8 protein-coding genes are annotated in these 11,481 nt (G+C 66.3%); 5 read left to right on the top strand and 3 right to left on the bottom strand.

Annotated elements, in window-relative coordinates; translation table 11 throughout:
- Positions 1-20 precede the first annotated feature (20 nt).
- Positions 21-1,178 (bottom strand): N-acetylmuramoyl-L-alanine amidase family protein, encoded by a 1,158-nt coding sequence (locus ACM9HJ_RS09075; protein WP_416571395.1) that lies wholly within the window; start codon positions 1,176-1,178, stop codon positions 21-23.
- A gap of 673 nt (positions 1,179-1,851) precedes the next feature.
- On the opposite strand from ACM9HJ_RS09075, the gene ACM9HJ_RS09080 reads away from it, so the two are divergent.
- From ACM9HJ_RS09080 to ACM9HJ_RS09095, 4 genes are all read left to right on the top strand, one after another.
- Entirely contained in the window at positions 1,852-4,857 is a 3,006-nt protein-coding gene (locus ACM9HJ_RS09080) for an Rne/Rng family ribonuclease (RefSeq protein WP_416571396.1), read from the top strand.
- Between the two features lie 166 nt (positions 4,858-5,023).
- Positions 5,024-5,749 carry an SDR family NAD(P)-dependent oxidoreductase gene (locus ACM9HJ_RS09085; RefSeq protein WP_416571397.1) on the top strand — a complete coding sequence of 242 codons (726 nt, stop codon included), beginning with the start codon at positions 5,024-5,026 and terminating at the stop codon, positions 5,747-5,749.
- 262 nt (positions 5,750-6,011) lie between these two features.
- Positions 6,012-6,395 carry a hypothetical protein gene (locus ACM9HJ_RS09090; protein ID WP_416571398.1) on the top strand — a complete coding sequence of 128 codons (384 nt, stop codon included), beginning with the start codon at positions 6,012-6,014 and terminating at the stop codon, positions 6,393-6,395.
- Between the two features lie 293 nt (positions 6,396-6,688).
- On the top strand, positions 6,689-7,048 hold the full coding sequence (locus ACM9HJ_RS09095) for a hypothetical protein (protein WP_416571399.1): 360 nt from the start codon (positions 6,689-6,691) through the stop codon (positions 7,046-7,048).
- Between the two features lie 3 nt (positions 7,049-7,051).
- Here the strand turns inward: ACM9HJ_RS09095 and gcvA are convergent, their stop codons facing one another.
- A complete protein-coding gene (gene gcvA, locus ACM9HJ_RS09100; protein WP_416571400.1) occupies positions 7,052-8,020 on the bottom strand; it encodes a transcriptional regulator GcvA in 969 nt (322 codons plus the stop codon).
- A gap of 131 nt (positions 8,021-8,151) precedes the next feature.
- Between gcvA and ACM9HJ_RS09105 the strand changes: the two genes are divergently transcribed.
- Positions 8,152-8,358 carry a hypothetical protein gene (locus ACM9HJ_RS09105; protein WP_416571401.1) on the top strand — a complete coding sequence of 69 codons (207 nt, stop codon included), beginning with the start codon at positions 8,152-8,154 and terminating at the stop codon, positions 8,356-8,358.
- A gap of 30 nt (positions 8,359-8,388) precedes the next feature.
- On the opposite strand, the gene ACM9HJ_RS09110 is transcribed toward ACM9HJ_RS09105, so the two are convergent.
- A complete protein-coding gene (locus tag ACM9HJ_RS09110) occupies positions 8,389-11,424 on the bottom strand; it encodes a phosphoenolpyruvate carboxylase (RefSeq protein ID WP_416571402.1) in 3,036 nt (1,011 codons plus the stop codon).
- Positions 11,425-11,481: the final 57 nt, after the last annotated feature.

The following is an 11,481-nucleotide window of genomic DNA, read 5'->3' on the forward strand; positions in this document are numbered from 1 at the left end:
CAAACCGGATTATGTCGCGGTCATGACCGCGGTGAGGACGCATTGCCGGCAAAGTAGCCATCCACGGCGCGCAGGAGCGATGAGGCCATGCGTTTGCGATGGGTATCGCTGGACAGCAGCTTGGCATCCTGACTGTGTGACAGGTACCCCATTTCCACCAGCACGGCTGGCACGTCGGGCGCGGTCAGCACGGCGAAACCGGCCGAGCGCAACGGGCCGGGCAGCACGGCGATGTTGGGGTCCAGGCTTTTCAGCAGGGTGGCGGCGAAGCGGCGCGACTGGTTCATCGTATCACGCTGCGACAGGCCGATCAGGATATTGGCCACGTCGGCACGATGGCCCGACAGGTCCATGCCGACAATGGCGTCGGACTGGTTCTCGCGCTGGGCCAGCATCTCCGCCTCCTTGTCCGATGCCTTGTCGGACAGGGTGTAGATGGACAGGCCGCGTATCTGCTTCGATGTGATGCTGTCGGCATGGAGCGAGATGAACAGGTCGGCACCCTTGGCCCGGGCAATGGCCGGCCGGTCGCGCAGCGGGATGAACATATCCTTGTCGCGGGTCAGGGCCACGCGATAGCGGCCGGTGGCCAGCAGCTGGCGCCGCACCTCCTTGGCCATGGCCAGCGTGAGGTCCTTCTCATACCCGCCACCCACGGCGATGGCACCGGGGTCCTGGCCGCCATGGCCGGGATCGATGACGATCATCGGCAGGGGTGGCTTGGGCTTTTCCTTGGGCACCGGCGGGTTCAGCGTCGTGACGCTGGCCGGCGTCAGAACGGCACCGGGCCCGGCCGTGCCGGCAGCCAGATCCATGATGAAACGGGGCGGCATGCCGTCGCGCGGCGGGATCACCTCGGCCAACAGCACGCGCACCGGGCCATTGGTGGTCAGCACCAGGCGCAGCCGCCCGGCCTTGGCCCCCGCCCGCACGCCGACGGCCCGCACCAGCCCCTTGGGCGGCGGCAGGACGGCATCCAGCGCCGCTTCCATCTCCACCACCACGCCATTGGCGTCGGGCAGGATGGCGAAGGGCGCGTCGCGTGTCAGTTCCAGAACGAAGCGGGTCTTGTCGCCATGATCGCCCAGCCGGGCGGCCCCGATGCGGGCCGCGCCCGGCGCGGAGAGGGAGGATGCCACCGACGCCGTCTGTACCGGCCCCTGGGCCCATGCTGCCATCACAAAGCCTAGGCACAGCAGCCAAGCCAACAGCGCACGCGCCGTTGACGCCGACCTTGCGGCCATGGCCCGGATTGCCCCGTTTTGCGGCACGGTTGCCCTTCCCCCTTCGGGCGAATCGAAAATGGCGATCTGTTCAATGGCACTATAAGCACGTCGAATCAGTGACTTCAACGGCTATCATCACCCGATGACTCAATTGGTATCGGCAGGGCTGAAGATGGCTCCGGGAATCGGTGTGAACAAACACGCCGGTCGCAATTCTATCGTTGTGGAACAGGGGGGTGTGTGTTTATGGTGACAGTCGCGACAAACCGCGCTTCGCCAGGGCCCTGAAACGGGCATCGGCGTCGCCCTTGGGGACCCGCCGCCGGCCATGTTTGCCGACTTGGCAGCGCCCCCTGGATGTGACGCCACAAGGGTTCGACCCCAGCGGCGCGCGGTGCAGTGGAAACCTTGAGGCTGGCCTGTCCGGTTCATTCGGCACGGGCCCGGCATCGGCGCTGGTCCATCCTGGCTGCGTCCCCTGGGTCCCTCACCGGGCTTTGGTCGGCGCGCTGTTCGATGACCCTCCCCGCCTTTGCCGACAAGCCTCGCACCGCTATGGTGGCAGGGCCCGTTGTTCCGTCCCGTCGCGCGGAGGCTGCGGTGCCCCTTGCCACGGGGAAGACATATGGCCAAGCGTATGCTTGTCGATGCCACGCATCCGGAGGAAACCCGGGTCGTCGTGGTCAATGGTAACCGCCTGGAAGAGCTTGATTTCGAGATCGCCTCCAGGAAGCAGCTCAAGGGCAATATCTATCTGGCCCGGGTCATCCGGGTCGAACCGTCGCTTCAGGCGGCGTTCGTGGAATATGGCGGCAACCGTCACGGTTTCCTGGCCTTCTCCGAAATCCACCCCGACTATTACCGCATCCCGGTCGCCGACCGTGAGGCGCTGCTGCGCGAGCAGCAGGAGCTGGCGGAAGAGCGGGAGGCCCGCGCCGAGCGTGGCGAGGATGATATCGCCGAGAACGGCCATATCGAGGAAGCTCCCGCCACCCTGCCGCCCGAAGAGATCGGAGGTGCGGCCCCGGCCCCCATCGTGACCGAGGATGCGGGCGAGCCCCTGATCGGTGACGCGGCCGATGTCGTGGAAGCCGGCGACGCCGAAGGCGTACTGCCTGAGGATGAGCATACCGGCGGCGACGCCGATGGTGAGACGGCCGATGCCGGCGAAGGCTCGCCCTTCGTGCATTCCTCGGGCCGCGAGCGCAACCGCCGCTACCGTCCCCAGCCCGCCCAGGCCGAAGGCAGCGAGGAGAGCGTCGAGGAAGAGGTGGAGGAACGTCCCCACCACCACAGCAGCAACCAGCAGCGCCGCCGTCCGCTGAAATCCTACAAGATCCAGGAAGTCATCAAGCGCCGCCAGATCCTGCTGGTGCAGGTGACGAAGGAAGAGCGCGGCAACAAGGGTGCCGCTCTCACCACCTACCTGTCGCTGCCCGGCCGTTACGCCGTGCTGATGCCCAACACGCCGCGTGGCGGCGGCATCAGCCGCAAGATCACCAACCCGGCCGACCGCAAGCGCCTGAAGGAGATGCTGGAGGATTTCGACATCCCGTCGGGCATGTCGGTCATCCTGCGCACCGCCGGCATCGAGCGGTCCAAGCCGGAAATCCGCCGCGATCTTGAGTACCTGATGCGCCTATGGGACAGCATCCGCGAGACGACGCTGCAATCCGTGGCCCCGGCGCTGATCTATGAGGAAGCCAACCTCATCAAGCGCACCATCCGCGACCTCTATTCCAGCGACATCGATGAAGTGCATGTCGAGGGTGAGGCCGGGTACCGGGTGGCCAAGGATTTCATGCGCATGCTGATGCCCAGCCACGCCAAGAAGATCCAGCTCTATAACGACACCTCGATCCCGCTCTATCACCGGTTCCAGGTGGAAGGGGCCATCGAGACGATGTTCAACCCCGTCGTCCAGCTGCGCTCGGGCGGGTACATCGTCATCAACCAGACCGAGGCGCTGGTCGCCATCGACGTGAACTCGGGCCGTTCCACCAAGGAGCGGAATATCGAAGAGACGGCGGTCCGCACCAACCTGGAAGCCGCCGAAGAGGTGGCCCGCCAGCTGCGCCTGCGCGATCTGGCCGGTCTGGTCGTTGTCGACTTCATCGACATGGAAGACCCGCGCAACAACGCGGCCGTCGAAAAGCGCATCAAGGACGCCATGAAGGCGGACCGTGCCCGCATCCAGCTGGGCCGCATCTCCGCCTTCGGCCTGCTGGAGCTGTCGCGTCAGCGCCTGCGCCCGTCGCTCCAGGAGATCAACTTCGAACGCTGCCCGCATTGCCAGGGCACCGGCATGGTCCGCAGCCTGGAGAGTGCGGCTCTCGCCGTGCTGCGCGCCGTGGAGGAAGAGGGTATCCGCAAGCGGTCGGCCGAGATCACGGTCACCTGCGCCACCCATGTCACGCTCTATATCCTGAACCACAAGCGCGAGGCTTTGGCGGATATCGAGCGGCGCCATGGGCTGCGCGTCTATCTGTTGTCTGATGACAAGCTGATGGGCCCCAGCCACCATATCGATCGCATCCGTGCCCGCACCGCCGCCGACGATGTCGTGGCCGCGGCACCGGTCAGCGCCGAGCGGGTGATGGCCCAGACCGAACGCGCCATCGAGATCGAGGAAGCTGAAGCCGAGGTGGAAGCTACCGAGATCGAGGCGGAGGACGAAGTCCAGGAAACCAAGCCGCAGGCGCGCGGTGAAGGCCGCGGCGACCGGGATGGTGATCGTGGCCGTCGCCGCCGTCGCCGCCGCCGTCGTGGTGAGCGCGGCGAGAATGGTGGCGCACCCGAGGCCGGTGAGGCCGAGGATGAGGCTGAAGGCGATGCCGGTGAGGAAGCCGAAGCGGCTGCCGAAGGCGAGGCGACCGAAGCCGCCGAGGGTGAAGCCCCCGCCGCCGCTGGCGAGGATGAGCGCAGCAAGAAGCGCCGTCGTGGCAAACGTGGTGGTCGCCGTCGTGGCCGCCGTGAGGATGGCACGATCGATCCTGCCGGTGAGGATGAGGGCGACGAGGAAGGTGTGACCGAGGGCGAAGCCCCGGCCGCCGCCGCCGAGGAAGCCCCCGCCGTCGCGGTAGAGCCGGTTGCGTCCGCCGAACCGGTGGTGACCGAGCCTATGGCCACGGAGGAGGCTCCGGCCCCGAAGAAGCGCGCCACCCGCAGCCGCAAGAAGGTCGCCGAAGCAGAGGCCGTACCGGCCGAAGCGCCGGTGGTTGAAGCCGCCCCCGTCGTGGTCGAGGAAGCCCCTGCCGCCCCCGTGGCGGAAGAGGCCCCGGCCCCGAAGAAGCGCGCCACCCGCAGCCGCAAGAAGGTCGCCGAAGCGGAGACCGCGCCGGCCGAAGCGCCGGTGGTTGAAGCCGCCCTCGTCGTGGTCGAGGAAGCCCCTGCCGCCCCCGTGGCGGAAGAGGCCCCGGCCCCGAAGAAGCGCGCCACCCGCAGCCGCAAGAAGGTCGCCGAAGCAGAGGCCGCACCAGCCGAGGCCGTGACCGAACCCGTCGCCGAGCCGGTGGCGGAAGCGGTCGCGGAGCCGGTGGCCGAACCGGCCCCGACGCCGGCGCAACTGGCCACCGAGGTCAACCCGACGGTGGAAAAGCCCAAGCGCGGCTGGTGGAGCCGCAAGTCGTAAGGCTTGTTCCACATACGCAATGGAAAGGGGGAGGTGTTCCGCACCTCCCCCAATTCATTTTGACTTCGTAATGATAAAGCAGCTGGACGCAGCGTCGATCCGCCGCTTGTCGCCTTGCGCGTGAATGCGGTAAGCAACCGCGCAATCCCGTTTCGAGAGACCCGCCATGACCGCCCTTACCGCCCCGCGCCTGACCGACCGTGTCGCCCTTGTCACCGGTGCCTCGCGCGGCATCGGTGCCGCCGTGGCCGAGCAACTGGCGCGCGAAGGTGCGCATGTCGTGCTGCTGGCCCGCACTCTGGGCGCGCTGGAGGAACTGGACGACCGGATCAAGGCGCTGGGTGGGGCCGCCACCATCATCCCGCAGGATCTGATGGACAGCGCCAAGCTCGACAGCCTCGGCCCGGCCCTTTACGAGCGGTTCGGCCGGCTGGATGTGCTGGTCCATGCCGCGGGTCAGCTGGGCACGCTGGGCCCCATCGCCCATTCCGATCCGAAGGATTGGGACAAGGTCATGGGCGTGTCCATCGCGGCCGGCATGCGCCTGATCCGCACCACCGACCCGCTGCTGCGCCTGTCCGATGCCGGCCGCGCGATCTTCCTGACCGACCGGGTGGGGCGCGAGCCCACGGCCTACTGGTCGGCCTATGCCGCATCCAAGGCGGCGCTGGACATGATGGCCCGCACCTGGGCGGCGGAAACGCTGAACACCAAGCTGCGCATCAATCTGGTCGATCCCGGCCCGGTGGCCACGGGCCTGCGCGCCAAGGCCTTCCCCGGGGAGGATGCGGCGACCATTGCCACGCCAGCCGACACGGCCCGCGCCATTGTGGAGTTCGCTGTGCCTGCCTGCGCCCTGCATGGCGAATTGATCGACCTGCGTACGGCGTGACCAGGGTCACAGTCGCGGGGCCGAAGTCCGGGTTAGGGTTTGATCACTGACCGTTCCCCGTTCAGTGGCGGATGGGTTCCATCCCTTTCCCATCCCGCCGACGACCCCGCCTTGAACCCGCCGCCCCGCCCCGGGCTGGCGGGTTTTCTTTGTGTTTGTTCCCTCGGGCGCCAGGCCAGTGGCCACCCGGCAGAATTTTCCCAATAAAAACCGGCATATGGCTTGCTTATACCCTCCCGTCCTTTTCACCGGGAGGGTCCACATGCACGACCGACTACAGCGCCCTGGGGTTGCCAAACCGACAGCCTCCTTCCTGCGTACCAAGGAGACCAAGCCTGCGAGCGGTTTCGACGGGTTGCCCGCCGGGCTGCGGCTGCTGGATGACGCCAAGGACAATGTCGGCCTGGCGGAAATTCTTGCCGCCCTCACGGCAGAACCTGCCCAGCCCGACATGCGCCTGCGCGAGGTGGAAGACAGCATCCGCCGTCATTGGGCCGTGCTGCGCAATCTGGTGCGCGAACATGCCGAACTGACCCGCGCCGCCATGAACCTGCCGTCCAACGCCACGTCGGTGCGCACCGATCGCCCCCTGCCCAAGGTGGCGATGTTCACGCCGCCGTCGCGCGGGATCGTTGCTGCTGAATAATACCAACCTGCCGCGCAGGTTGGTTGGCGCGTTGAGCGCCCGCGCCCATGCGCGCACAAGCCAAAGCGGCCGGATGGCCACGCCGGCGCCTGAGGGCATTGATCGTGACCAGCGGTCATGATCAATGCGACTTACGTATAAGCTGTGACAAGTCCGGTGGAGGCGGGACGGGCCATGGCAAATCCGCCAACCCGCCCCGCCTCCGCCCGGTGCTTGACCGGGTTTCGCCGCAATCTCCGCCCATCTTGATCTCATGGACGCCAATTGGCGCGAATGATCACAAGGTGGCGGTTATGAGTTTCACGATGAAAATCCTGGTCCTGTCCAGCCTGGCGGCCCTTCTCGGGGCCTGTGCCGGCTTGTGGGACCTGACCGCCGACACGCTGTCCGGAACGCTGGCCATCCTGGCCGCCTCGGCCTTTGTCCTGGCCCTTTTCCTGCCGCGCCTGGCCGCCCTGGGCGTGCTGGGTCTGGCCGGCGGCGTGCTGCTGGCACACCTCATGACCTATCCCCCGCCGGGCAGCACCCCCCTACCCGTGCTGGAACGCGGCCTGATCGCCGCGGCCGTGGCCCTGCTGCCGGCCGCCGCCGGTGCCCTGGCCGGTATTGTGGCGGCACGCACAGCGGTCTATATGGGCTGGCGCACGGAGTAGATTTTATCCGTTGGCCACCAGCCGCGGCCCCGCCAGCGCGACATTCAATATCCCGCCCAGCGCCCCGCACTGGCCTTCGCAGGCATTGACCTCCGACAAGATCCATTCCCGGAAGGCCTTGATCTTCGGCTCGTCCACCCGGCGCTGGGAACAGACCAGCCAATAGGAGCGGTCGGTGACCAGCACCTGATCCGGGAACGGCACCACCAGCCGGCCCGATGCGATATCGGCGGCGAAGAAGGCGGGACAGACCAGGGCCACGCCCTGGCCCATCACCGCCGCTTGGCCCGTGATCGACTGCATGTCATATTGCGGGCCACTGCGCATCCGGTCCACGGCCACGCCCGCCTGGGCGAACCATTGGTGCCAGTAGCGGATATCCTCCTGGTCGTTATAGTCCAGCAGCGGCAGGCGGGCGATGTCCGACGGGTGGCGGATGCCGCCGACACGTTCGGCCAGAATCGGGCTGATCACCGGGGTCAGCCGGTATTGCACCAGCTTTTCCGACACCGTGCCCGGCCATTCCCCATGGCCCGACCGGATGGCGATATCGAACTGGTGGCTGAGATCGCCCAAACCGACGGAACTGTCCAGCCGCACGGCGAGATCCGGCCGGCGCAGCTGGAAATGGCCCAGGCGTGGTACCAGCCAGTGCGAGGCGAAGGTGGGCAGGGTCGTCACCGACAGCACCTTGTCCTCCGCCGCGTCGGTCAGCTTATGCATGGTGGAGCGGATACGGTCGAACGCATCCTCCACCGCCCCCTGCAATTCCAGCCCGGCCGGCGTCAGTTCCAGCTTGCGCGTCAGGCGGCGGAACAGCTCCCGCCCGATATGGTCCTCAAGCTGTCTTATCTGATAGGACACCGCCGCCTGGGTCACCGCCATCTCATCCGCGGCCTTGGTGAAGGACAGGTGGCGCGCGGCCGATTCAAAGGCACGCAACGCGTTCAACGGGGGCAAACGCTTGTCCATAACCGAGCCTCACGCACAAAGCCAGTTATTGCATCCTATCGGGATTACTCGTTTGTCGTCCAGGTCGGAATGGGCGAAAAAGAGGTCAAGGAAGACATCACCCTCCGACGGTTCGGAAAGGAACCCTGACAATGCAAAAGCTGAACTTGGTCCATGGGGCCGCGCCGCGGCCGCAAACCCTGGCGTTTGCCCGCACCACGCCGCCCTCGCGCCGGATGACCGCCTTTTCCGGTCTGGCCGGGCAGTTGCAGGTGGTCCTGACCGAACTGCTGGCCGGCGAAACCTATCGCCACGGCATCTCGCCGCAGCTGAAGCGGGATGTGGGATATTGGGGGTGAGTGTGCAGGTGCAGGCCCCGGAAATGAAGCTTACCCGAAGAACCCGATCCGCTGCGTCAGCGCGTTGCTGGTCCGGCGGATCAGTTCATAGAGCGAGGCGAGCGGCCGGAAGATGTTCTGGTTCTCCTGGCTGTAATCCTGGCTCTCATCGCTGACATAGGTCGCGACTTCGCCGAACCCATCATCCAGCGTCGCCTCGGTCCGCGCCGGGAAGATACGGGCCAACTGGTCCAGCGCCCAGGGAATATCCAGGTGCAGCAGACGCGTCACCAGCCGCTGGTTGGTGATTGAGTGCTGGCTGGAGAATTCCGGGATATGCACGGCCAAGCGATAGACCTGATGGATCAGCGACAGGCGCACGGCATGCAGCAGGGCCAGATGCCGGTCCAGTTCCGGATTGGGCTTGGGCGCCGCGCCAGCCCGTTCCAGATTCTGCCGGAGCACGCCATAATCGCGATAAAGCTTGCGGAAGATGCGGATCAGGCGGGCCTGGGTCGGCGTCTCCTCCAGCACGGCCGCGATGCGGCGCATGTCGTCGGCTTCCAGCGGATTGTCGGTGCGCGCCGCGCGCGTCAGCCAATGGCCGGGGTCGAGTGTATCGACATAGGCCTTCAGCGCGTCGGGGCAGCTGACCGCCGTGCCATAGACGACGATGCCGATCAATTCCCGGAAGCGCGGTGAGGTGGAGTAAAGCGTGCGGAACTGTTCGGGATCACGGTCGATCGCCTCCCCCACGCCCGACAGGACATTGGCGGCCAGACCCATCTGCAACAGCACGGCATTGTGCGGAATGGCGCGGAACTGCCCGGCCATGACGCGGGCCGCCGGGTCGGGGGCGGCATCATGCTGGCGCTTGATGGCGCGGCTGCCGCTGGGGAACAGCAGGTTGGTGCCGAAGGCGGCCAGCAGCTCGCCATAGTTCGGGTCCTCGACCAGCCCGACCTGGAAGGTCTTCACGGTGGTGAAGAACTCCCGGATATAGTCGCCCTTGGCATAGAACACATCATGATCCAGGTCCGGCTTGGCCGTGCCGATCATGTATTCCAGGATGCGGGTGACCACAGCCAGGGCCGAGGCCGGGGTGACGAAATAGGTGTAGCCGTCGCCACCCTGGAAGCTGACCTCCTGCTTCAGCTCGATATTGTGCTTCGCCGCAAAGGCCAGGGTGGCCGGTGGGCTGACATAGGCCAGGCGGTTATGCAGGCCGGCGGGATGACCACCACGGCCGATGCTTTCACCATGGGTGTCGAAGATCACCAGTTGCACATTGTTCAGCGCATGGCGGGTGAACAGGCGCATGACGCGCAGGCGCAGACGTTCGATCGACGCGCTGGCCGGCGTCTGGCCCAGATAGCGGCCGGCATCGGAATAACCGGTCTGGATGCACAGGCGCCCGCGCTTCTGCACATAGGCGCGGTAATGCGGGTTCTCCAGCAGCTGTTCGATGATGCGGCTGCCGGTCTCCAGCGCCTTTTCCGTCTCGAACAGCGGGCTGATATCGACCCGTTCCTCCACCCCGAACAGCTTGGCGAAATACAGCGCCGACAGCACCGTGAAGGCGCTTTCGCTCTCGGCGATCAGGAAGCGGATGGGCGTGCGCGCATCAGAATATTTCAGCATCTGCGCCACGACCATGAACAGGCGCTTGGCGCTGGTGCGTTCGGCCACGACGGAGCCGAAATTGATATCGACCGGTTCCACCTTGTCCAGCAGGTCGGTCAGGGTCGCCAGATAGGATTGGCGATAGCGCGGATCGTCCGCCGCCGTATCCAGGCCCACGGCCTTGCGGATGGCGTTATGCACCTGGGTGCTGTTCAGGCGGACATGGGTATGGGCCATACCCAGGCCGAACGTGGCCAGCTCGGCGCGCAGCACGGCCAGCTGTTCCACCGTGCCCAGGGCCTTGTCGCCTTCGATCGCGGCGGACAGGCGGATGGCACGGTTGACGAATTCGATGGCCTCGGTGGCATCGACCAGACGCAGCGGCAGTCCTTCATGCATGCGCTTGGCGATGCGGCGCAGATGCTCCAAATCCTGGGCTTCCGACCCGCCGAAGGCCGCGATCTCGTCCGTCACCTGGTTCAGCGCCAGGGCCAGCCGGCTCTCGATCAGGGCTAGCGTGTGGCGCAGATCCTCCAGCACCGGCGCGCCGGCGCGGATGTCGCGCAGATTGGACAGGTAATAGCGCAGCTGGCGTTGCTGCACGATCAGGCGCTTGTGCAGCGTGTCGGACCAGCGGATGTCCGACCGACCGTCCAGGTCGTAGCCGACCCAGCTGGCCACGGTCAGCAGGCGCGGCGTCAGTTCCGTCCAGCGTTCCGGATAATGCCGGCGGCCCACGCGCAGCACGGCGCGGTAAAGCGTGCGGATGGCGATCTGGATATTGGCGATGGCGTCCAGGGAGAGTTCGTGTTCACGCGTCAGCGACATGTCTTCCGGCGCATGTTCGGCAGTCGCCATCTGGCGGATCAGCGCCTCGCGTGCGTCGGCCGTCAATGGCTTGCCGTTCTGGTCGCGCCCCGTGGCTAGGCAGGCCATGGTCACCATCTGCGTGCCGGCCAGGTTGAAGGTGGGATGCGCGGTAATAACGATACCGAACACCTCCTTCTCCACCAGCTTCTGGAACGCCTCGAAGCTCAGCGGGTCGCCGCCGCTGCCGGCGGCGGCCACGTCCAGCAACTCTTCCATGCGGCTGGCATTGGCTTCCGGCGATGCCTCACCCAAATAATTGGAGAGACGGGCGGAACGGGCCAGGAACCCTTCGGCCGACAGATACTGGATCAGCTGTTCCAGGGCGCCGGGCGACAACTCCCCCGACGCGACGCGGCGGGAAATGTCGAGCGCCAGCAGCATGACGGGGTTGGCGAACGGGTCCTTCTCACCTTCGGCGCTGAACCGGTCCAACTGGCCCATCAGATCCGACGCCAGGGCCCGCACATTCAGTCCCTTGGGTGCCGGGAAGCGCGCCTGTTTGGTGGACAGCAACGCCCCCTTGGCCGTAGTGGTGCCCAGGAACTCCAGATCGGACGGGGCGGCGGCTTGGGGCATGGCGGGGTCCAGCGGCATGGGGGCTTCCATCTTGTACGCGAAGGCGGCATTCTGCTGCGGCGCAGCGTCGCAGGT

The sequence above is a fragment of the Niveispirillum sp. KHB5.9 genome, assembly GCF_048066115.1.
Taxonomy (GTDB): Bacteria; Pseudomonadota; Alphaproteobacteria; order Azospirillales; family Azospirillaceae; genus Niveispirillum.